The sequence below is a fragment of the Streptomyces sp. NPDC012935 genome (genome assembly GCF_042900345.1).
In the GTDB taxonomy this organism is placed as follows: Bacteria; Actinomycetota; Actinomycetes; order Streptomycetales; family Streptomycetaceae; genus Streptomyces.
The window spans coordinates 415190-437122 of the sequence record NZ_JBIBBC010000002.1; the positions used below are offsets into that span (position 1 = coordinate 415190).

Genomic DNA, 21933 nt, shown 5'->3' on the forward strand with positions numbered 1-21933 from the left:
CCGCGCCATGGCCGTCCTGGCCACGTCCCACCGTCAGTCGACCGCCGTGCGGGGTTGTTCGGCAGGCCCGTCCCCGGCACCGAACAAACAGGAGGCGTGAACCGAACCGAGTGGCCTGGAGGAAGCGTGTGGATCGGGTGAACGCCCGTGCCTGGACCGGCGATATGACGGAGAGTCGATCGAAGGTGACCGAAGGGGAGGGCGGGCCACGTGTCGGGACAGCCGGGGCCGGGGCGCACCGAGGGCGAGCTTGATCCGCAGGCCGGACCGGTACCGCGCTTCGCCGCCGAGCTGCGCGCCCTGCGCGAGTCCGCGGGGAAGCCCACCTACCGGGCGATGGCCGAGCGGGCGCGCTACGGGGTGACCACCCTGTCGCAGGCGGCCGCCGGGAAGCAGCTGCCCTCCCGCGCCGTCACGCTCGCGTACGTCAAGGCGTGCGGCGGCGACGTGATCGAGTGGGAGCGGCGCTGGCGCGAGGTGTCGGACGAGCTGGCCGCCGAGGCCGCCGAGGCCGACGACAGCGCCCGGCCGCCGTACCGTGGCCTGACCCGGTTCGAACTGGGCGACGCCGATCTGTTCTTCGGCCGCGACCAGCTCGTGGAGCGGCTGACCGAGCTGAACCGCAAGCACCGGTTCACGGCGGTCTTCGGCCCGTCCGGCAGCGGCAAGTCCTCGCTGCTGCGGGCCGGGTTGATCCCCCGGCTGCGCACCCCGGGCGAGGGCGGCGATCCCCGCGACGTGCCTCCCGCGGCCGTACGCATCCTGACGCCCGGCGCGGACCCGCTGCGCACCCACGCCGGGCGGCTCGTGCCCGTTCCGGACACCGATGCCGACACCTGGCTGATCGTCGACCAGTTCGAGGAGCTGTACACGCTCGGCGCCGACCCGGCCGACCGGGACGCCTTCATCGACCGGCTCGTCGCGGCCACCGACGCCGACAGCCGGCTGCGGGTCGTCATCGCGGTGCGGGCCGACTTCCTGGGCCGCTGCGCCGAACACCCGGGCCTCACCGCCGCGTTGCAGGACGCCACGCTGCTCGCCGGGCCGATGAGCCGGGCCGAGCTGCGCGAGGCCATCGTCCGCCCGGCCGCCACGGCCGGCCTGATCGTCGAACGTGCCCTGACCGACCGCCTCCTGGACGCGGTCGAGGGCGCCCCCGGCGGACTGCCGATGATGTCGCACGCCCTGCTGGAGACCTGGCGCCACCGCAGCGGCCGCGTCCTGACCGAGAGCGCGTACGAGGCGGCCGGTGAACTGCACGGCGCCGTCGTCCGCACGGCCGAGCAGGTGTACGGCGAACTCACCGCACCGCAGGCCGAGTCGGCCCGAAGGGTCCTGCTCCGCCTCGTCGCCCCCGGCTGGGAGTCCCCCCGGATCGAGCGCGGCCGGGAGGTCGGCCCAGGTGCGCCGGACACCCGCCGCCCCACCGACCACGCCGAGCTCGACCTCGGCAACCCCGCCGATACCCGGGTGGTGCTGGAACGGCTGGTCCGGGCCCGTCTCATCACCTTCGACGACGGCATCGTCGACCTCGCCCACGAGGCCCTCATCACCGCCTGGCCCCGCCTGCGCGCCTGGATCGACGCCGAACGCGACCGGCTGCGTGTCCACCGCTCGCTCTCCGAGGCGGCCCGCACCTGGCAGGCGCTCGGGCAGGAGAACGCCGCGCTGTACGCCGGGTCCCGCCTGTCCGCCGCCCGCGACGCCTTCCCCCGCGACACCGCGCCCGAGGGCGGCCGCGGTGAGGAACTCACGCCGCTGGAGCGGCAGTTCCTCACCGCATCGCTCCGGCGCCGGCACCGCGCCGCGCTGCTGCGCCGGGCGGTCGTGGCCGTCCTCGCCGCGCTCGCCCTGCTCGCCACCGGCACCGCGGTCGTCGCCCTCCAGGCCCGCGCCACCGCGCAGGCCGAACGGGACGACGCCGTCTTCGGCCGGCTCACCGCCGAGGCCGACCGGGTCCGCGACACCCAGGCCGGGGTGGCCGCCCGGCTCGACGTGGCCGCGTACCGGATGCGTTCCACCGCCGACCTGCGGACCCGGCTGGCCTCGGACGCGGGCCGGGTGCTGGCCACCCGGCTGCCCGGCCACGACGGTGTCGCCGGCTCCGTGGCGTACGCGCCCGACGGCCGCACGCTCGCGAGCGGCGGCCATGACGGCCTGGTCCGGCTGTGGGACACGGACGCGGGCAAGCCGCTGGGCGAACCGCTGCGCCTGCGTACGGGAGGTGTCGGCGCGGTCGCCTTCTCCCCGCCGGACGGTGACCTGCTCGCGGCCACCGGGAAGGGCGGCGGCATCCAGCTATGGGATGTGCACGACCGGTCGCGGCCCCGCGCTCTCAGCCGGCCGCTCGTGAGTCACGACGCCCAGAACGTCGTCGCCGCCGCGTTCGCCCCCGACGGCCGGACGCTCGCCACCGCCGGCGACGACGGCACCGTACAGCTGTGGGACGTGACCGACCCGGCCCGCCCCGCGCCGATCGGCGAGCCCGCCGACGCCGACGGGTCCGAGGCGCGCAGCGTCCGCGCGGTCGCGTTCGCCCCGGACGGGGAGATTCTGGCCACCGGCGGATACGACGGGACCGTACGGATGTGGCGGTTCGGCGAGGACGCCGGGAACGAGGACGGACCCGGGATCGCACCGCTCGGCAAGCCGCTGCGGGAACACTCCGACCCGGTCTGGACGCTGGCGTTCGCCCCGGACGGCCGCACGCTGGCCTCGGGCGGCTTCGACGAGACCGTACGCCTGTGGGACGCGTCCGACCCCGGCCGTGTGCGGCCCCTGGGCGAACCGCTCACGGGGCACACCGCGCCCGTCATGTCCGTGACGTTCAGCTCCGACGGCGAGACCCTGGCGACCGCGGGCGAGGACGACCGGCCCCTGCTGTGGAACGTGGCCAACCCCGCCTATCCGCAACAGCTCGGGGAGCCGCTGACCGGGCACACCGAGGCCGTGTGGGAGGTGGCCTTCAGCCCCGACGGCCGCACCCTCGCCAGCGCGGGCGCCGACGGCAGCGTCCTGCTGTGGCACCGGCCGCCCACCGTCCTCACCGACTTCACCAACCCGCTCACCGCGGTCGCCTTCCGCCCCGACGGTGGTCTGCTCGCCGTCGCCAGCACCGACGACGGCCTGATCCGCCTGTGGGACGTACGCCGTCCGGACCGTCCGCGCCGGATCCCGCGGACGCTCGGCCATGAGGACGCGGTGCCGGCCGTGGCCTTCGCCCCGGACGGCCGTACGCTGGCCGCCGGTTCGAGGGACGGAACCGTACGCCTGTGGGACCTCTCCACGCCCGAACGCCCCGCCCCGCTCGGCGAACCGCTCGACGCGCACGACGGCGGTGTCCTCACCGCCGCCTTCGCCCGGGACGGCCGCACGCTGGCCACCGGCGGCGAGGACGACACCGCGCGGCTGTGGGACGTACGCCGACCGGATCACGCACGGCAGCTCGGCGAACCCCTGCGCGGCCACACGGACGCCGTCACGTCTGTGGCCTTCAGTGCCGACGGCCGGCTCCTCGCCACCGGCGCCGAGGATGACACGGCACGGCTGTGGCACGTGGGCGGTCAGGGCGACCGGACCCGGGCACGGCCCGCGGGCGCCGCCCTCACCGGGCACGACGAGCCGGTCAACGCGGTGGCCTTCGCCCCGGACGGGACGACGCTGGCCACCGGCAGTGACGACCGCACCGTCCGGCTGTGGGACGTGCGAGGGCCGGACGGCGTGCGTCCGCTGGGGGAGGAGCTGGCCGAGCACCGAGGGGCGGTCAGGGCGCTTGCCTTCGCCCCGGACGGCCGGACCCTGGCGACCGGCAGCGGCGACCACACCGTCCGGCTGTGGGACGTGACCGACCCCGCCCGCGCCGAGCCCTCCGGCCGGGAACTCACCGGCCACACGGACACCGTCACCTCTGTCGCGTTCGGCGCGGACGGCACCACCCTCGCCTCCGTCGGCTACGACCTGACGGCCCGCGTGTGGACCCTCGACACGGACCGCGCGGCGGCCTACGTCTGCGACCGCACCGGCGGCGTCCTGACCCGCGCCGAATGGGAGGAACGGCTGCCGCAACTCGGGTACCGGGACGTGTGCGAGGGGCGCTAGACGCGGTCGGGGGCGGGCTCAGGGGCTCGTGAACTTCAGTACGGCGCCGTCCTTGTTGTGTGCGACGACGGTCGCCTTCAGCCGGTCGCCGAAGCCGGCCTCACCGCCCGCGCCGCCGAGCTGCATCAGGGTGCCCGCCGTCTGGAAGGTGACGTAGTCGTCGCCCAGGGAGACGTGCACGTCGACGTCGTTCGCCGTGATGTTCGCCGTGGAGGTCACCAGGACCTCGCACGCGCCGTCCGAGCAGGCGCCGTAGTTCCTGCCGTCGGCCGCCTTCGGGAGCGGGCCGTCGGGGTCGGGTGCCGGTGAGGCGGTGTCCTCGCCCCGGCCGTCGGGCCTCCAGCCCGGGGCGCACTGCTCCGCCCGCTCGTGGGCGGCCGCGAGTCGCGCGTCCTTCTTGGTCAGCGCGGGCAGGTCCGGCTGGGGCGAGGTGAGGGACTGCACGAGCTTGTCGATGTCCGCGGCGCTGCCCTCGGCGTCACCGGCGGCCGGGTGCGGGGCCATCTCGTCGAGGTCGGCCACGACGCTCCGCACCTTCTTCAGCCAGGCGTCGCGCAGCCGGTCGGCCGCGGGGACGCCGGACGGGCCGAGGTCCGCCAGGCCGCTCTCCACGTCCCGCACCGCCGACGGCGTGCTGGTGAGGTAGCCGATTGCGCGGGCTTTGGCGACCAGGTCGCCCTGGGCCCCCGACTTCTGGATCTCCTTCAGGTCGGCGGCGCTGTCCGACCGCAGATCCTTGAGCGCCACCGTCGACTCGCACAGGCCGCCGACCCACTTGACCAGCTGCTGGGACGGTGACTTCGCCGGCGTCGGTGCGGCCGACCCCTTGCCCGAGGTCCCCGGCGCGTCGTCCGTCCCGCCCTCGTCCGCCCCGCCCCCGCACCCGCCGAGAGCCAGAACCAGCCCTGCGGCGGCCACCACGGCGACGACGCTCCCCCTCTTGCCCATCGAACGACCCCTCTCCGTGCGCTGATCCCGTCTGCACGGGCCGGACCCCCGGCGCCGTGGGACCAGTCCAACGCGGGCACGGATTGTTCGGTCACCCCGCACTCAGCCGCGAACAATGCCCTTCGGCGGCGGCGCCGTGCTCCGGCGCCCCACGAGCCGGGTCGGCACGAGCGTCGTGCCGTGGTCGGGGCCGCCGTGCCGCATCTTGCTCAGGACCCCCTCGACACAGAGGCGGCCCACCTCGGCGAAGTCCTGGTGGATGGTGGTGAGCGGGGGCAGGAAGGACGCGGACTCGGGGATGTCGTCGAAGCCGATGACGCTGACGTCGTCGGGGACCGTCCGGCCGCGTTCGTGCAGGGCGCGCAGCAGGCCCAGCGCCATCTGGTCGTTGGCGGCGAACACCGCCGTGCAGTCCGGCTGTTCGGCGAGCCGCAGACCGGCCCGGTAGCCGGACTCCGCCGACCAGTCCCCGCGCACCAGGGGCGGCGGGGCCGCGCCCGCCTCCGTGAGCGCGCCGCGCCACGCGTTGGCACGGCGCTGCGCGGCGAAGGAGTCCTCCGGCCCGGCGAGGTGCCACACCGTGTCATGCCCGAGGTCCAGCAGATGCCGTACGGCGTCGCGGGCGCCGCCCGCCTGGTCGGTGTCGACGACGGTGTAGCGGTCTCCGGCGTCCGAGTCGGCGACGACGACCTGGACGCCGGGCGGCAGGGAAACCGTGGCCGCGTCGAGCAGATGGATCTCCATGATGACGATGACCGCGTCCACGGCGAGTTCGCCGAGGCGGGAGAAGGCGCCGTTCACCTCGTCCTGGGTGGGGACGGCGACCGGCAGCAGGGTGACGGCGTAACCGTGCTGGGCGGCGGAGGTCGCGATCGCCTCCAGGGTGCGGATGTTTCCCATGGTGGAGAGGGAGAAGGTGATCACGCCGAGGGTGCGGAACTCACCGCGCCTGAGGGCCCGTGCGGCGCTGTTGGGCCGGTAGCCCACCTCCCGCATCGCGGCCAGGACCTGCTGCCGGGTCTGCTCGTTCACGCCCGGGAAGCCGTTGGAGACGCGGGAGACGGTCTGGGAGGAGACCCCGGCGAGGCGCGCGACGTCGGCCATGGAGGCGCCCTGACGGGGGCGGGCGGCGCGCTTCCGCGTCCCCGCCGGTGTGGCGTCACCGTCCGCTGTGCCCATTTTGCCCACCTTGCCCACCAGGTCTCCGGACTGCGCAACTTTCGGTTCCGGACGACTCCTTGACCCCTGAGATTCGGACAGTGTAGACATCCCGCCAACGCATGTTTACGTAAACATTCCGAACAGAAATCACACGAGAACACACCAGAACGCACCGAACCGAACCCCGCTGGAGTACTCGACATGGCACACCGCACCCGTAAGAGAAGGCTCCTGGGGGTCGGCATCACGGCCCTCGCGACCGGGACCGTGCTGGCCGCCACCGCGCTGCCGGCCGCGCACGCGGAGACGACCGCCGCCGCTGCGGTCACCGTCGTGCCCGACCCCTCCTACAAGCAGGAGAAGTTCGAGGGCTGGGGCACCAGCCTGGTCTGGTTCGCCAACGCGACCGGCGACTACCCGCCCGCGATACGCGAGAGGCTGGCGGGGCTCCTCTTCGGCAACGACGGTCTCGCGCTGAACATCGCCCGCTACAACATCGGCGGCGGCAACGCCCCCGACGTCAAGGACTACCTGCGGGCCGGCGGCGCGGTCCAGGGCTGGTGGAAGGCCCCGGCGGGCACCACCCGTGAGGACGTCGACTGGTGGGACGCCGACGATCCGGCCGACTGGAACAACAAGGCCGACAAGACGCAGCGCTGGTGGATCGACCGCATCAAGAAGGACATCACCCACTGGGAGACGTTCAGCAACTCGCCGCCCTGGTTCATGACCGAGAGCGGCTACGTCTCCGGCAACTTCGACGCGGGCAAGGACCAGCTCAAGACCGAGTCCGTCGACGACTTCGCCAAGTACCTGGTCGGCGCGACCGAACGACTGGAGAAGGCGCACGGCATCAAGGTCGACACCCTGGACCCGTTCAACGAGCCGAACACGGACTACTGGGGCACCCGGCTCGGCCCGGACGGTGAGCCCGTCGGCGGCCGTCAGGAAGGCGCCCACATCGGTCCCGAACTCCAGCAGAAGGTGATCAGCGCGCTGGGCCCGACCCTGGCCAAGTCCCGTACCCACGCGGAGATCTCCGCGATGGACGAGACCAACCCCGGCACCTTCGCCACGAACTGGAACTCCTACCCCCAGCAAGTGCGCGACCTCGTCGGCCAGATGAACGTCCACACCTACGGCACCGGCCGGCGCACCACCGTCCGCGACCTGGCCAAGGCCGCGGACAAGCCGCTGTGGATGAGCGAGGTCGAGGGCGACTGGGGCGACGGCCAGAGCTTCACGGACATGCGGCCCGGCCTCGGCCTCGCCCAGCGCATCGTCGACGACCTGCGCGAACTGGAGCCCAGCGCCTGGGTGTTCTGGCAGCCCGTCGAGGACTACGACAACATGAAGCCGGGCGGCGAGTCCGCGAAGGGCGGCAACTGGGGCGAGATCCAGCTGTCGTTCAGCTGCACGTCGAAGGACACGCTCGAGTCCTGCCCGATCTACACCAACACCAAGTTCGACACCGCCCGGAACTTCACCCACTACATCAAGCCCGGCGACCGGCTGATCAAGACGAACGACACCTCCAGCACCGCGGCCGTCTCCCGCAAGGGCGACGCGGCCACCGTCGTCCACGTCAACAGCACCACCGAGGCACGCGAGGTCACCCTCGACCTGTCGAAGTTCGGCCGGGTCTCCTCCCGGGCCACCGTCACCCCGGTGGTGACCAGCGCCGACGGCAAGCTGGAGCGGCACGAGGCGGTCCGGGTCAACGGTGAGCAGGCCACGGTCACGGTGCCCGCCCAGTCGGTGACGTCGTTCCTCGTCAAGGGCGTGTCCGGCGTCGCGAAGGACGCGGCCGAACTGAACAAGGGCCACACCTACCGGCTGACCGGCGTCCAGAGCGGCAAGGACCTCACCCTCGCCGACAACGGCACCGGACTGGTCATCAAGAGCGCCGACGCCGCCGACCCCAGCGGTCAGCAGTGGCGGGTGGAGCAGATCAGCGGCTCCGACAACCGCAAGCGGTACGCCTTCACCGAGGCGAGCGACGGCAAGCGCCTGGCTGTCCGCGACGGGGCCCTGGTGGCCGAGCCGGACGAGGGACGCCGGGACGGCGCCGCCCAGTGGATCATGTCCACGACGGGCGACGGCACCTGGACCCTGGTCAACGCCGCGACCGGCCGTCTCGCCGACGTCTCCGGGCAGTCCACGAACGAAGGCGCCGGGGTCGGCGTGTGGTTGGCCAACTCCGGCGCCAACCAGCGGTGGAAGGTGACCGATGTGACGGGCGCGGGGTCCGAGTAGGGCGTCCGGCCCTTACTGGTCCGAGTAACCGATGTCGCCGATGGTCCAGGCGCTCACGTCCTCCAGGGCGACCCGGTACATGCCACCGGTGTCGGGGATGCCGAAACTGCCCTGGAGGATTCGGGCGACGTGGAAGTGGAGGTGCGTGGGCCGGTCACCGTGGTCCGGCCCGCGGCCTTCGCCGTCCTGGTGGTCGTCCTCGTGGCCGCCTCGGCGCCGGGTGAACGCGGGGGCGAACTGCCCCAGGTGCTCGGAGTCCCGCAGGACCTCGGCCACCCGCTCCTTCCACAGGGATTCCGGTGCCAGCCGACCCGTGATGACGGCTCCCGGAACCACCACGGTCAGGGACATCTGGCTGCTGTGCCGCGACTCCACCATCGCGGCGATCTCGACGAGAAGGTCGTCAGGGTGCGTCATGCCTCCGGAGCCTAGCCCGACGACGCGCGCCGCGGCGTGGCGGGAGGTGAGGCGTCACCAGCCGAGCGCACCTTCGTCAGCTCGCGCGTCCCGGGTCGGCGGCACCGGCGGCGTGTCGTGGCAGACGAAACCCAGTCTGGTCAGTGCCCGGCGCATCTCACCCGCGGTGAAGTCGCGGCGGTTCTGCCTGGTGATCACTTCCCCGACCTGCATCACGGGGTACACGCGGCGGCCGATCGTCACGGCCACGCCACTGACCGGTTCGGGCGTGATGCCGCTCATCGACTGTTCGACCTCGCTCTTGATCAGGTCGAAGGGGAAACGGGCGATGACGCAACGCATGGATGCCTCCACGGCACGAGAATGAGCCGAAGGAATTCGAAAATCCGGACCTCTCGGCGGTGAATCCGAGGCTGTTGACAATCCGGGAACGTCAAGAAATGCAAACAGCTGGGGCCCGCACCCCAAGAGCGCGGGCCCCAGCCACGTAGTACGCGTCAGCGTCAGGCGGGAACGATGTTCTCGGCCTGCGGGCCCTTCTGGCCCTGCGTGACGTCGAAGGTAACCTTCTGGCCTTCCTGAAGCTCGCGGAAGCCGCTGGTGGCGATGTTCGAGTAGTGGGCGAACACGTCAGCGCCGCCGCCGTCCTGCTCGATGAAGCCGAAGCCCTTTTCCGCGTTGAACCACTTCACGGTGCCAGATGCCATATTGAATCTCCCTTGGGGGGCAGTGCCGGACTCCGCACTTTACGGGCCCGAGTCGCCGCGATGATCACCCCTCCGGAAAGATCCGGAAAGCTCTGCAAAGAAACAAATCTCTGGCAACCAAAACTGCAACTGGTATCACGCTAACACAGCTCGGGCGTCCGTACCCGTGTGTTTTCGGCATCGAGTATTGATTCTCATCCGACAGCAACCCGCATTTCTGTAGTGGCGGGACCAGGTATCCGGGCCGCACTCGTCCAGCTTTCGGCGCATGTCCCGGCTCAGTCGGAGAGTGTCCGCCGGCCGGTCCTCGAAGGAGATGATCCGGCAGGCCGCCTCGATGGGAGCGCCCTGCCCGACGAGCTCGCACGCGCGGGCGGCGATGCGCGGCTGGCGCCGCGAGTACCGGCGGTGACCACCTCGTGAACGCAGCGGAGTGATCAACTCGGTCTCCCCGATGGCCCTCAGGAAGGCGGGAGTGGTGCCGAGAACGTCGGCGGCTCGCCCCATGGTGCAGGCGGGATAGTCGTCGGCGTCGAGGTTCCCGCGACGGGGGTCTTCTCGGCGGGCATGGCACCCTTCGATTCGGGGATGCGGCGAGGGGCCCGGGCGGGCGCACCCGCGCTCCGAACGGTTCATCACCTCTGCCTCGCGCCACAACCCTAGCGCCGACAGTCCGGGATATGTGATCCCGCTGCGACAGACTTTCCCCGCCCCCCGGATCAGGCTATGTGTCGACGAAAGGCCCGGGCTGTCGTCACCCGCCTGACCAGTTCGAGGACACCCGCTCCCTCCTGGAGCCCGCCGGGGCGGACTTGTCCGGGCGTGCCTGGTCACCTTGAACAGCGGCTCGCCCGCCGGCGCCCGCACCATGGCCGCCTGGGCGGCCGGCCGCGGCGCCCGGTTCCTGGGCGGGGCGGTCAGGAACGTACCGGCGGCCGTCGGCGCACCGGACACGCTGCTCCACTACTACGGCGGCGGCAGGGCGGTCTCCATGCTGCTCGCCTCCAGTCCTCGCGCCTGGAGGACGGCGGCCCCCTGGAAGAAGCCGACGAGCGTAGAGCTCAAAGGGTCCGCTGCGGTTGCGGGACCCGTCCCCGGATCCAAGCATGGGCTGAGGTGCCCGGGAGGGCACGTGCTCCCGGAGGAATGAGGCCCATGACGGTTCCCGCGGACCGGCCGCTGCGCTGTCTGGTCACCGGTGCAACCGGCTATCTGGGCGGCCGGCTGGTGCCCGAGTTGTTGGCCGCCGGGCACTCCGTGCGGTGTCTGGCCCGTACGCCCGGCAAGTTGCGGGACCATCCGTGGGCCGGACAGGTGGAGGCCGTCCGGGGGGACGTGACGGACGAGGGGTCCGTGCGGGCGGCGATGGAGGGGGTCGACGTCGCCTACTACCTGGTGCACGCGCTGGGTACGGGACGGGGCTTCGAGGAGACCGACCGGCGGGCGGCGAGGATCTTCGGTGAGCGGGCGCGTGCCGCCGGGGTCCGCCGGATCGTCTACCTCGGCGGGCTGACCCCGGCAGGCGTACCCGAGCACGAGCTCTCGCCCCACCTGCGCTCCCGCGCCGAAGTGGGCCGCATCCTCCTGGCCTCGGGCGTGCCGGCGGCCGTACTGCGGGCGGCTGTGATCATCGGGTCGGGGTCGGCGTCGTTCGAGATGCTGCGGTATCTGACCGAGCGGCTCCCCGCGATGGTGACCCCGAGCTGGGTGCGCACCCGCATCCAGCCGATCGCCGTGCGCGACGTGCTCCGCCTGCTCGTGGGATGCGCGCGGCTGCCGTACGACGTGAACCGCACCTTCGACATCGGTGGACCGGACATCCTCAGCTACGAGGAGATGATGCGGCGGTACGCCGCCGTCGCCGGACTGCGCAGGCGCGTCATCGTCCCCGTGCCGCTGCTCACCCCCCGGCTGTCCAGCCTCTGGGTCGGTCTGATCACCCCGGTGCCGGGGGCGCTCGCCCGCCCGCTGGTCGAGTCGCTGAAGCACGAGGTGGTGTGCGCCGAACGGGACATCGTCGGGTACGTGCCGGATCCGCCGGACGGGCCCGTCGGCCTCGACCGCGCGATCCGGCTGGCTCTGCGGCGCGTGCAGGACGCGGACGTGGCCACACGGTGGTCCTCGGCCTCGACACCCAGCGCACCCAGCGATCCGCTGCCGACCGACCCCGACTGGGCGGGCGGCAGCCTCTACACCGACGACCGTGAGCGCACCGTCGCGGCGTCGCCGCAAGCGCTGTGGCGGGTGGTCGAGGCGATCGGCGGCGAGAACGGCTGGTATTCCTCGCCGGTGGCCTGGTCCGTGCGCGGCTGGCTGGACACGCTGGCCGGCGGAGTGGGGCTGCGCAGGGGCCGCCGGGACGCGAACCGGCTGCGGGTCGGCGACAGCCTGGACTTCTGGCGGGTGGAGGAGATCGAGCCGGGCCGGCTGCTGAGGCTGCGGGCGGAGATGCGGCTGCCGGGCCTGGCCTGGCTGGAGATGACGGTCGACCAGGACCCGCAGGGGCGTACGGTGTACCGGCAGCGGGCACTGTTCCATCCGCACGGACTCGCCGGGCACGTGTACTGGTGGGGCGTGGCGCCCTTCCATGCCGCGGTCTTCGGCGGCATGACCCGCAACATCGCCGCCGCCGCCGAGTCGGCCGCCGACGATCCGGCCCACGGTCGACCGGCCCGTACACGCTGAGGGAGCCAGGTCCTGGCGGCCCGCCCCGACGCGGCCGACGACGACCACGGCCCCGACGCGGTCGACGACGACCACGGCCCCGACGCGGTCGACGACGACCACGGCCCCGACGCGGTCGACGACGACTACCGCCCCGGACGCGGTCGACGACGACCACCGCCCCGACGCGACCGACGACGACCACCGCCCCGGACGCGGCCGACGACGACCACCGCCCCGGACGCGGCCGACGACGACCACCGCCCCGGACGCGGCCGACCACGACCACCGCCCATGCACGGCCGCCGGTGCCGCGCCGGGATGGACACCGAAGCCCGGCAGGAGGGCCGCACGGGCCACCCCGTCGTCGACGCGGCCGTGCGGCAACTGAGCCACGAGGGCTGGATGCCGGGCCGGACCCGCCTCCTCGCGGCCGGCTTCCTCGCCATCAACCAGCTCAGCCGGCAGTGGGTGGCCTGCACCGGCACGGACACCCGTCCCAACCGGTCCTCAACCCCCGCGTCCAAGGCCTCCGTTGCGACCCCGATGGCGAGTGCGTACGCCGCTGACTCCCGAACTCCCCGACGGCCGCGCCCTCGACGGCCGCACGGTCCACCGGGTTCCGGCCCTCGACGACCCGGCCCCGCGTGGGCCTGGACCACCCCGCCCCGACCGTGGAGTTGACGGCGGGCGCCAACCGGTTCCGGGAGGAGCGGGGCCGGTGAATTCCTGACGACGCCTGCCCGACAGCGAGGTGTCGAGCCGCGTCTCGCCGCAGTGATAGCCGCTGGTCAGGCCGCCCCGGGCACCTCTTCCCGATGCCACGGCGCGACGCGACCGTACAAATCCCGGCACAACCCCCCACAGACCCCGCGAGTCACTTGTGGTTGTCGTAACCACATGTTTCTCACGGAGGTTGACCCATGTTCTCTCGCCCCGTCCGCCGCAAGGCCTTAACCGCAGCGTCCGCCCTGACCCTGGCCATCGGCACGGCGCTGACCGCGTCGATCGCCCTGCCGGCGGTGGCCGGCGCCGCGACGCTGGCGGCCACCGTGGGAGTCGACGGCAAGTCGATCGTCTACACGGCGGCGTCCGGTCAGGCCAACAAGACCACCGTCACCGCGACGGCCTCCGACGGCCTGGCGAGCATCACCTACGTCATCGACGACGTGGTCCCGATCGACATCGCGCCCACGGGGGAGGCCTGCACCCACCCCGACAGCGCGGACCGCACCAGGGTCTCCTGCACGCAGACCACCCTGGAGAGCCAGGACCCCTACGCCATCCTGTACATGCATCTCGGCGACGGCGACGACACCATCACCTACGACAACGCCACCGACCAGACCTACTACTTGGCCGCGATAGACCTGGGCGCCGGCAAGGACACCTACACCCACACCGGCAGCGTCGACGGCAACGACGTCCAGGGCGGATCCGGCGACGACACCGTCAAGCTGGGCATCGCGGGGACGGTACGGGCCGGGGACGGCAACGACACGATCCACGGCTCCGAATCCTCCATCGCGATGGGCCAGGGCGGCGTCGACACGATCCACCTCGACGGCGAGGAGAGCGACGCGGACGGGGGTGCGGGCAACGACCTCCTCTACGGCGGAGCGGGCCGCCAGCGCCTGAACGGCTCGGACGGCAACGACACCCTTCGCGGCGGCACCGGAAGCGACTTCCTCTACGGCGGCCCCGGCGCCGACATCCTGTACGGAAACAGCGGCGACGACACGCTGTTCGGCAACAGCGGCAACGACAGGCTGTACGGCGGCCCGGGCGCGGACACGCTGTCGGGCGGCCCCGGCACGGACGTCGAGCACCAGGACTGATCCGGGCCGGCACGGCAGCGGACCGGGGAGGCCCGGCTCAGCTCCCCGGTCCGCCGTCCGTACCAGGGCTTGCCCGCCGGTTCAGCGGTCGTCGAGCAGTCCGGCGTCGTGCGCCGGTACGGCTGCCTGGACGCTGTTGGCGCAGCCGGTGCGGGTGAGGAGGCGGCTGATGTGCGCGTTGACGGTGACCTCAGCGCCGCCAGCAGCACCACGACGAGGAAGCCCGCCGTCGGCAGGACCACGAGCACGGACGCGCAGCCAGAGCGGTTGGCAGCCGCCTGACGGCACCGCGTCGGCCGACCGGCCAGGCCTCCCGTCCGACCGGCCAGGCCTCCCGGCTGACCGGCCAGGCCTCCGGTCCGAGCGGCCGGGTGAGAGCATGCGGGGTGTTCGTTCCCCGGCGTGTGGCCCCCGAGTGTGACGCAGGTCACGGGAAGTCGGTGCGGGGTGCCGGACAGCTCATTGAGGTGAGCACTCATATGCGTACCCGGGTACGGGCCGGGGAGTCGAGCGCGTTCGCTGAGCTCTTCGACACCTACTCCCGAGCGGTCTACAACCATGCCTTCCGGCTGACCGCCGACTGGTCGGTGGCCGAGGACGTGATGGCGGCGACCTTCCTGGAGGCATGGCGGCTGCGCGACCGGGTCGAGCCGGAGGGCGGTTCGCTGCGGCCCTGGCTGCTGGGCATCGCCACCAACACCGCGCGCAATCAGTACCGGAGCAACCGGCGTTACCGTGCGGCGGCCACCGCGGCCGCGGCGGCTGAGCTGTCGGTGGCCGACCACGCCGACGAGGTGGCCGACCGGGTCGACGACCGGCGTCGCCTCGCGACGGCCCTCACCTCGCTCGCCGCGCTGCGCAGACCGGAGCGCGAGGTGATCACGCTGTGCCTGGGGGAGGGCCTGGACTACGAGGCCGCGGCCGAGGCGCTGGGGATTCCGGTCGGAACGGTGGCCTCCCGGCTCTCCCGGGCCCGCAAGAAGCTGCGTGCGCGAGCGGAGGCTGAGGCGGCGTCGGCGCGTTCTGTCGCCGAAGCCGTCCGGCCGGCAACCGACAGGCAGAGCGGGAAAGTTCGCGGAAACCGGGAAGGCGGCCCGCTCGGCCGACAGATAAGAGGCGACCGCACAAACGCGATACGGCCCGCACAGGAAGGAAACCGATGAACGCGAACACGTCCCGGCAGCACCCGGCAGAGCGGGATGACAGTGCAGAGCTCCTGTCCCGGACGGCGCGTGACCTGCCGGTGGGCCGTCACGAGTTCCACAGGGAGCGCCTGATGGCCCAGATCCACGACATGCAGCGGGAAGAGCGCACGGCGACGGGAGCCCCGGCGGTCCCCGAAGCCGATGCGGAGGTACGACGGTTCCGGCTGCCGCGTCCGGCGATCGTGCTGCCCGCCATGGCGGCCGCTGTGGCCGGCATCGTCGTCGCCGGGTTCGCGGTGTCCGGCGGTGGCGGAGCCCGGGGCGGCGGTGACGGCGCCAGGGACGGTGCCCTCGCGACGGGACCCGCCCTGACCACGCAGGTCGGCGCCGCGAGCGCCGAGGGTGTCCCGCGACTGCTCGACCAGATCTCGCTGGCGGCGGCCGACGCGACCCACCCGACCGTCAAGCCCGGCCAGTACGTCTACGTCGAGTCCAGGACGGCCGACACCTTCGTCAAGACCGTCGGCGACAGGACCAGCCTGGCCAGCCACCAGCTGCACCGCCGCCAGGTGTGGAGGTCCGCCGACGGCACCAAGGGCTGGCTGATCGACCCCGCGGTCAACGACAGCCCCGAGGGCGAGACCCTGAGCCTCCCCGACGAGCAGGGCAACACGCCCAAGGCGTACCTGAACGCTCCGTCGTACGACTACCTGGCCGAGCTCACCACCGACCCCGACGAACTGCTGGCCAAGATCTACAAGGAGACGGAGGGGATGGGCAACTCGCCCGACCAGCAGGCGTTCACCACGATCGGGGACCTGCTCGGCGAGAGCTACCCACCGGCGGAGCTCTACTCGGCGCTCTTCAAGGCCGCCGAGAAGATCCCGGGCGTCGTCGTCGTGAACGACGCCGTGGACGCGGTGGGCCGGCACGGCGTCGCGGTGGCCCGGCTCGACGAGACCAGCGGCCAGCGCGAGGAGTGGATCTTCGACAAGAAGACCCATGTCTTCCTCGGGGACCGCAGCGTCCAGGTGCGCAAGGCCACCGGCGAAGCAGCTCTGATCAAGCCCGGCACGGTGCTCTACACGAGCGCGGTCATCAACAGGGCCGTGGTCGACGGCGTGAAGCAGACCCCGTCACAGGCCGGCTGACCCGCCCCACGACCCCAAACTCTCGCAACGAACCTCGGGAAGAGAGTCGTTGCGAGAGCTCTCGTGTCCCAGAAAAGCGTTCCAGGGCGGCCGTGTTCTCCCTGCTCAGAGGGCGTTCCAGCGTTCCGGCGTCCCCAACTGCCCGTCATCCGTGGCCGCTGGGACGGATCACCGCACAAGCTTCGGTCATCCAGTCACCATCCACCGGAACACGAAGGGCACAGCCACATGTCGAAGCTCCGCACCTCCCGCATCCGCCTGGCCGGCGCCGCCGCGACCGCAGTCCTCGCGACACTCTCCCTGGGCGCCTGCAGCAACGGATCGGGCGTCCAGGACGAGGGTGCGTCGTCGAAGGTGCCGCCCTCCACGAGCACGAGCCAGTCCGCCGGCACCGCTGCTCCGGACGCCGGCTCCGACTCCTCCTCGAACTCCGCGGGCTCCTCGGGCGCCAAGGCCTCCACCAACGGCTCGGGCACCGCGGCCCACACCCCCACGTCGAAGACGCCCGCCACCTCCTCCGCCAAGCCGGTCACCTGCGAGGGCTCCAACACCAGGACGGTGGCCGCCCCGCTGAACCGGCCCCTGAACCACATGCTGCTCACGGTGACGAACACCGGCAGCAAGACCTGCTACCTCTACGGCTACCCCGCCGTCCGCTTCGGCGAGGCCCAGTCCGTGCCCCCGGTCATCGAGGACTCGCAGCCTCAGGCAGTCGTCACGCTCCAGCCGGGCGAGTCCGGCTACGCCTCCGTGAACCTCTCGGCAGCCGACGGCAGCGGCACGAACGGCCACACCGTGAAGTCCCTGTCGGTCTACTTCCAGGGCCGCTCCGGCAACGAGAGCGTCGGTAGGGGCGCCAACCCGTCCCTGCCCGCGAAGGGCGTCCACGTCGACGACTCGCTCAAGGTCACGTACTGGCAGCAGGAGATGGAGGACGCCCTCGTCTGGTGACGTGGCGCCAGGTCGTCGCCGACCGCGTTGTCAGTGCCCGCGGCTATGGTCTTTGATGCGCGGTCGGCTTCCGGGGGTTCCAGCTCTGCAGGGAATGGTTGCATCCCCGGTCTGTCGGGGGCGGCCCGGAGACACGTCCGGGACCCAACCGACGGCCGGGCTTCGTCGATGGCCAGGCAGCGACCTGCCAGCGCCGACCGCGCACCACCCTCCGTCGTGCATCCGGCGCCCCGCCCCGCCGCTCACCCCGGCGAAGGCACCGAGGAGGGCTGCCTGACCGCTTCCTCCTTCTCGGTGCCTGACGGGTCCCCCTTCGTGGCGGCACCCCAGATCGCCGTGGCCACGCTCTCGGCGAACTCGGTCGGCGGCGGCTCGTTCGGCAGCCGGGCGGGTGCCGTCGTGCCCTTCCTGCTGCCTGCCCGGTCGGCGAACAGCGCGACCGTCAGGGTGAGCCGGCTGTCGTAGCCGGTGGTCCACACGGTCCGCCGGGCGGTTCCGCCACCTGCCCCCTCGGTGGTGAACCCTTTCGTCTCCGCCGGGCGGACGCCCCCGGGGACCGGCCCGGCCCCGGTCATCACACCCGCCACGAACGCTTCCTTCCCGCCCAGCAGCTGCCGCACGTCCGGCCGTGCCTTGTAGACCGTACGGCCCGCCTGGGTGATCCGCGCGACGGTGTACGGGGCGGCGTACTCACCGTTCGCCGCGACCGTCGCGTAGGCCGATGCCAGCTTCAGCGGGGTCGGCGCCGGGGTCCTGAGCAGGGCGCGCAGTGGCTCGTCCGCGGCCCGCGGCAGCTTGGCGAACGGGTCCAGGGCGGTCCCCGCCTCCACCGCCCCGCTCACGGCGTCGTTGAAGGGCTGGCGCGCGTAGTCCGACCCCCCGTACAGCAGCCGTACCGCTCCGTCGCCCGGCACCATCCCCACCACCGCGGTGTGCAGCCGCACCCCGCCCTTGCCTCCGGGATGCTCGGCGACCCGTTGCGTGGCGGTGTCCTGGAGTGCCAGGTCGAAGGTGGTCGTCACGTTGTAGCCGCCGCGCGCGAGCTGGTCCTCGGTGATGCCGAGCCGGTCGGCGGCCTCCTGCGCGGCGACGTCGATCAGATACTGCCGCTGCCCCTCGGTCTCGCCCGGCGGATAGAACCGGAACGCCGGGAAACGCGCCCCGGCCCGCTGCTCCGCCGTGATGCTCCTGCTCGCCACCATCGCGTCGAGCACCCACTCCCAGCGGCTGCGTAGCTTCGCGGTCACCTTCGGATCGGAGCCCGCCTTCTCGTAGTACGAGGGGATGTTGACGATGGACGCGAGCGCGGCGCCCTGCGCGACCGTCAGGTTCTTCGCGTCCACGCCGAAGTAGTTGCGCGCGGCGGACTGGATCCCGGCGGCCCCCCTGCCGAAGTACACGGTGTTGAGATAGCCCTCCAGGATCTCGTCCTTGCCGCGGGTGCGGTCCAGCTTGATCGCGATGAGCGCCTCGCGCGCCTTGCGGGTCAGCGAACGCTCCGGGCTCAGCAGCGCGTTCTTCACGTACTGCTGGGTGATGGTGGAGCCGCCCTGCGGATCGCCGCCCGTCAGCGTCGCCAACGACGCCCGCGCAATGGCCCGCGGCGAGACCCCTCTGTCCGTACGGAAGGAGCGGTTCTCCGCGGCGATCACCGCGTCCTGCACATGCCGGGGCACCGCCGACAGCGGGACGTCCTGCCGGTCGACCGGTCCGCGCCGGCCCAGATACGCGCCGTCCGCGTCGAGGAACACGGTGCTCTGGGTGACGGTCTCGGGGTGCGGCTCGGGAATGGTGGTCAGGTGGTACGCCACGACGGCCGTCGCGCAGAGCGTGGCGATCAGCGCCAGGAAGGCGTAGAGCAGCCGGCGGAGTCGTCGGCCCCGGGTGCGGCGGAACCGGACCCGCAGCGGCACGCGTTCACGGTGGCGGGGCGTGGAGGTCCTGTCCGTCTTCCCGCCCCTTGTCCTTGCCTTCGTCCCGCTCGCCGTCCTGCCCTTCCTCAGCCACCGTGCCGGGTTCATATCCGCCACCATTCGCGGCCGGACCGTGCGGCGACCTTGCCCGAGGCGTCGAACACGGTGACGATCCGCTGGTCCCCACCCAGGGAGAGGAGGGCCTTCATGTCCTCGCCGGGCAGCGGGACGGGCGCGTACCAGACGCCCCAGCCCGGACTGCCGGCCAGGACGAGGACTTTCGCCGTGGTGTTGCCGTCGCCGGTTCTCACCTCGACGTGGCTCGGCTCACCGCGCAGGCCGCGGAAGAGGCCCGACAGGAGGAAGCCGCCCTGCACGGTGTCCGCCCGCACGGAGACGGCCGCCGCGGCGCCGCCCGGGTCGTCGACGGGGAGGTGGTTGTCGTCCTGTGGGAGGGCGTCGGGCACCGACCAGTGCCCCCCGTCCGCCGTGAGCCACACCCGTACCCCCGGCCCCACGGTCACCCGCTCGCCCGGGGCCACGACCCGGATCGGGCTCGTCGTCGCATGCTGGCCCCGGGCTCCGGACACTCCGTCCCGCGCACCGCCCCCGATCTGGTCGACGCTGAGGAGGGCGACCGTCACCGGCGTGAGCAGGGCCACGCAGGCGGTCGAGGTCACGGCGAGCCGGCGCCGCCGCCGGGCACGGCCCTGGGTCCGGAGGTCGGCGAGCGGCACCTCGGACGGGACGAGGTCCTCGACGGCACGGGCGTACATCTCACGCAGCCGTACGGGTTCGTCGCCGGCCTCTTTCAGCCCGTGCCGGGCCTGCGCACGGACCGCACCCACGGAGCAGCCCAGCAGCTGGGCGATCTCCGCGTCCGCCAGCCCCTCCCAGATCCGCAGCACCAGAACCGTCCGCCGCCGCGCGGCCCGCCTCCCGCGCAGCGGGCGCAAATGGGTCTGCACCAGACAACGCCGCACATGGAAGTCCACGTCGTCGCGGGGAACTGCGCGCCACCGCGCGCACATCCGCACCAGCGTTCTCCGCACCAACTCCTGTGCCGCACCGGCGTCGTCGGTGAGCAGCCGCGCGGTCACGACCAGCCGGGACCAGTGCGTCCGGGCGTAGGTGGCGAAGTCATGGCCGGCGGGGAGTACGGCGTGGGTGGGTGGCACGTGGGGGTCCTTCGGCTCGGGGACTGGGTCGTGGCGCGTGGCCGGATGCGCAGGTGCCCAACACCGTTGAGGAAAAGGGAGCCTGAAACCCCCGTGCACCGTCTTCCTGATGGGTTGCGCTTCACTGGATGCGGCCTACGCGATCCAGTGGGACCTACGGGACCTGTACGCACGGGCGGGGCGGCCGGGTTGCAAGGAAACGCAAAGAGCACGGAATCCGGTCGGGGAGCGGGGGTGGTGGGCGTGACCGAGGACGAGTTCGACGTCTTCTACGCGGCCGCGTTCCCCCGGCTGACCGGACAGCTCTACGCCTTCACCGGAGACCACGGCGAGGCCCAGGACGTCGTACAGGAAGCGTTCGTTCGTGCCTGGGACCGGCGCAGGCAGTTCCTGGCGGACAGTGCCCCCGAGGCGTGGATACGCACGGTGGCCATGCGGCTGGCGGTGAGCCGCTGGCGGCGGGCGAAACGCTGGCTGGAACTGGTGCGGGGCACTCCGCCGCCCGACTCGACGCCCGGACCGGGACCCGAGCACACCGCGCTCGTGGCGGCCCTGCGTGAACTGCCCGAGGCGCAGCGGATGGCGATCGTCCTGCACCATTTGTGTGATCTGAGCGTGCAGCAGGTAGCCTCCGAGACCGGCGCGCCCGTGGGGACGGTCAAGGCGAGGCTGGCGCGGGGGCGGGCCGCGCTGGCGGAGCGTCTCGCGGAGGACGGGGCCGACGAGCCGGTCCGGAAGGAGAGCGGCCGTGTCCGATGAACTCTCTGCCGCACTGCGTGAGTTGGCCGCCGCCGAGGCGACCCAGCCGGTCGCCGCCGGCGCCGAGATCCGTGGCCGTGCGCTGCGCCGCAGGCGCCGCCGCCGGGTCGCGGCGACCCTGGGGGCGGGAACAGCCGGCCTCACCGCACTGGCCGTCGTTCTGACGCTCCACCTCGGCAGCACCCCGGACCACCCGGACCGGCTCCGCACCCCGGCCGCGACGCCGGCCGGTCCCTCCCTGCCCTCCCCACCGTCCCCGACCAGTCCGGAGCCCGTCTCCGGCACCCTCGACCTGCCCGGTGGCACCCTCACCTTCGGCGGCCGGCCGGTGCCGATCCTGTGGGAGTCGGCACGTGCTGCCCCGGGCCTCCCGACGGCCTCGATGACGGTGGTCACGAAGCGGGAGCAGCGAGACCTGCCTGTCGACATCCCTTCCAAGGACCGCGCCGTGGTGGCCGTCCCGTATGTGGTCGAGTTGCGCGACGGGAACGACCAGCCGCTCTACGTCGGCGCCTTCACCTCACAGCTCAAGTCCCTGACCGGCTTGCGCGTCGGCGGCTCCCTGATCGCCCTCGGGCCCGAGGACGCCAAGTCGTTCTACGCCCGGGTCGGCCTGGGCGAACGCATCTCGGTCACCACGGGGGCGAAACCTACGGCCGATCCTTCGGCTGATGTGTCGGTGCCTGTGGAGGGAGGGGTGGGGTAGCCGACCTGAGCCCACAGGGAGAGCCACGAGCCCACCGGGCC

At 72.5% G+C, this 21933-nt stretch carries 17 protein-coding genes and 2 pseudogenes; 11 read left to right on the forward strand and 8 right to left on the reverse strand.

The features are described 5' to 3' along the window. Positions 1-210: 210 nt before the first annotated feature. Positions 211-4098, forward strand: coding sequence for a WD40 repeat domain-containing protein (locus tag ACFY5C_RS07255; protein WP_389441495.1), 3888 nt, complete (start codon positions 211-213; stop codon positions 4096-4098). A gap of 18 nt (positions 4099-4116) precedes the next feature. On the opposite strand, the gene ACFY5C_RS07260 is transcribed toward ACFY5C_RS07255, so the two are convergent. Both ACFY5C_RS07260 and ACFY5C_RS07265 read right to left on the reverse strand, forming a co-directional pair. Then, a complete protein-coding gene (locus tag ACFY5C_RS07260; protein WP_389441498.1) occupies positions 4117-5046 on the reverse strand; it encodes a hypothetical protein in 930 nt (309 codons plus the stop codon). A 102-nt stretch (positions 5047-5148) separates the two neighbouring features. Beyond that, entirely contained in the window at positions 5149-6150 is a 1002-nt protein-coding gene (locus ACFY5C_RS07265) for a LacI family DNA-binding transcriptional regulator (protein WP_389442194.1), read from the reverse strand. Positions 6151-6408: 258 nt separating this feature from the next. Here ACFY5C_RS07265 and ACFY5C_RS07270 point away from each other — a divergent pair, with 258 nt between their 5' ends. Beyond that, entirely contained in the window at positions 6409-8463 is a 2055-nt protein-coding gene (locus tag ACFY5C_RS07270) for a glycoside hydrolase (protein WP_389441501.1), read from the forward strand. A gap of 12 nt (positions 8464-8475) precedes the next feature. Here the strand turns inward: ACFY5C_RS07270 and ACFY5C_RS07275 are convergent, their stop codons facing one another. The 4 genes and pseudogenes from ACFY5C_RS07275 to ACFY5C_RS07290 form a co-directional block, all read right to left on the reverse strand. After that, on the reverse strand, positions 8476-8880 hold the full coding sequence (locus ACFY5C_RS07275) for a hypothetical protein (RefSeq protein ID WP_389441502.1): 405 nt from the start codon (positions 8878-8880) through the stop codon (positions 8476-8478). Between the two features lie 54 nt (positions 8881-8934). Beyond that, entirely contained in the window at positions 8935-9222 is a 288-nt protein-coding gene (locus ACFY5C_RS07280) for an SCO5918 family protein (protein ID WP_389441504.1), read from the reverse strand. 161 nt (positions 9223-9383) lie between these two features. Further along, entirely contained in the window at positions 9384-9587 is a 204-nt protein-coding gene (locus ACFY5C_RS07285; protein WP_007383480.1) for a cold-shock protein, read from the reverse strand. Positions 9588-9821: 234 nt separating this feature from the next. Continuing rightward, a pseudogene (locus ACFY5C_RS07290) lies at positions 9822-10156 on the reverse strand (MerR family transcriptional regulator); the annotation flags it as partial. A gap of 216 nt (positions 10157-10372) precedes the next feature. Between ACFY5C_RS07290 and ACFY5C_RS07295 the strand changes: the two are divergent. From ACFY5C_RS07295 to ACFY5C_RS07325, 7 genes and pseudogenes are all read left to right on the forward strand, one after another. Further along, a pseudogene (locus ACFY5C_RS07295) lies at positions 10373-10575 on the forward strand (NAD(P)-dependent oxidoreductase); the annotation flags it as partial. A gap of 167 nt (positions 10576-10742) precedes the next feature. Continuing rightward, positions 10743-12272, forward strand: coding sequence for an SDR family oxidoreductase (locus ACFY5C_RS07300; RefSeq protein ID WP_389441507.1), 1530 nt, complete (start codon positions 10743-10745; stop codon positions 12270-12272). Between the two features lie 300 nt (positions 12273-12572). Then, on the forward strand, positions 12573-12935 hold the full coding sequence (locus ACFY5C_RS07305) for an FAD-binding domain-containing protein (RefSeq protein ID WP_389441510.1): 363 nt from the start codon (positions 12573-12575) through the stop codon (positions 12933-12935). A gap of 239 nt (positions 12936-13174) precedes the next feature. Beyond that, on the forward strand, positions 13175-14089 hold the full coding sequence (locus ACFY5C_RS07310; RefSeq protein WP_389441513.1) for a calcium-binding protein: 915 nt from the start codon (positions 13175-13177) through the stop codon (positions 14087-14089). Between the two features lie 479 nt (positions 14090-14568). Then, entirely contained in the window at positions 14569-15252 is a 684-nt protein-coding gene (locus ACFY5C_RS07315) for an RNA polymerase sigma factor (protein ID WP_389441516.1), read from the forward strand. Beyond that, complete coding sequence (locus tag ACFY5C_RS07320) at positions 15249-16385, forward strand: CU044_5270 family protein (RefSeq protein ID WP_389441518.1); 1137 nt, start codon at positions 15249-15251, stop codon at positions 16383-16385. Before ACFY5C_RS07315 ends, ACFY5C_RS07320 begins: the two co-directional genes overlap by 4 nt. Before the next feature lie 228 nt (positions 16386-16613). Next, a complete protein-coding gene (locus ACFY5C_RS07325; protein ID WP_389441521.1) occupies positions 16614-17336 on the forward strand; it encodes a DUF4232 domain-containing protein in 723 nt (240 codons plus the stop codon). A 242-nt stretch (positions 17337-17578) separates the two neighbouring features. Here the strand turns inward: ACFY5C_RS07325 and ACFY5C_RS07330 are convergent, their stop codons facing one another. Beyond that, positions 17579-19249: a transglycosylase domain-containing protein gene (locus ACFY5C_RS07330; protein ID WP_389441524.1), complete on the reverse strand. Its 1671-nt coding sequence runs from the start codon at positions 19247-19249 to the stop codon at positions 17579-17581. 104 nt (positions 19250-19353) lie between these two features. Then, entirely contained in the window at positions 19354-20427 is a 1074-nt protein-coding gene (locus ACFY5C_RS07335; RefSeq protein ID WP_389441527.1) for a sigma factor-like helix-turn-helix DNA-binding protein, read from the reverse strand. A 234-nt stretch (positions 20428-20661) separates the two neighbouring features. Here ACFY5C_RS07335 and ACFY5C_RS07340 point away from each other — a divergent pair, with 234 nt between their 5' ends. Next, positions 20662-21186, forward strand: coding sequence for a SigE family RNA polymerase sigma factor (locus ACFY5C_RS07340; RefSeq protein WP_389441530.1), 525 nt, complete (start codon positions 20662-20664; stop codon positions 21184-21186). Next, positions 21176-21892: a hypothetical protein gene (locus tag ACFY5C_RS07345; RefSeq protein ID WP_389441532.1), complete on the forward strand. Its 717-nt coding sequence runs from the start codon at positions 21176-21178 to the stop codon at positions 21890-21892. The genes ACFY5C_RS07340 and ACFY5C_RS07345 overlap by 11 nt, the downstream gene beginning before the upstream one ends. Positions 21893-21933: the final 41 nt, after the last annotated feature.